Annotated in this window: 1 pseudogene; it reads left to right on the top strand. The window is 36.0% G+C overall.

Annotated elements, in window-relative coordinates:
- Nucleotides 1–305: 305 nt before the first annotated feature.
- Nucleotides 306–514: pseudogene (locus ACTHUR_RS18375) on the top strand (c-type cytochrome); the annotation flags it as partial.

The following is a 514-nucleotide window of genomic DNA, read 5'->3' as shown; positions in this document are numbered from 1 at the left end:
CGGTTTAATGCTTATTGTATTATATGGAAAGCTTGTAAAAAGTTGAATTTAAAAAGAAACTTTAAAAATAAGGGGATAACTGTTTGAACAATAAAATGAAAATTATTACGCTAAATGACAAATGAGCGTAAATTTCTATCTGAGTAGAGGTGTGGTGTCAATATGTTTTTCCTGTTTTTGTGACAAAATCTGATTTATACCAATATTTATTATAGTGTAGGTCGAAGGTATTAGTTTCTATGTTAGAATTTTTAAGCTGTTTATATAAAACAGTAATTTAAACTAAAACTAAGGAAAGACAGAACATGAACAAATTACTGATTGCCGTAATGATGATGGCTGGTCTGACAGCTTGTTCCCAAGAGGCTAAACAGGAGACTCAAGAGGCTGCTCAAGCCGTTGCATCTGAAGTTAAAAACGAAGTTGCTTCTGCCGCCGATGCTACTGCATCTGCCGCTCAAGAAGCTGCCGATAAAGTAGAAGCCGCTGCCAGCAAAGCAGAGGAAGCCGCTAA

The sequence above is a fragment of the Neisseria sp. P0021.S007 genome, assembly GCF_051956855.1.
This window is presented reverse-complemented; position numbering and strand designations above follow the sequence as displayed.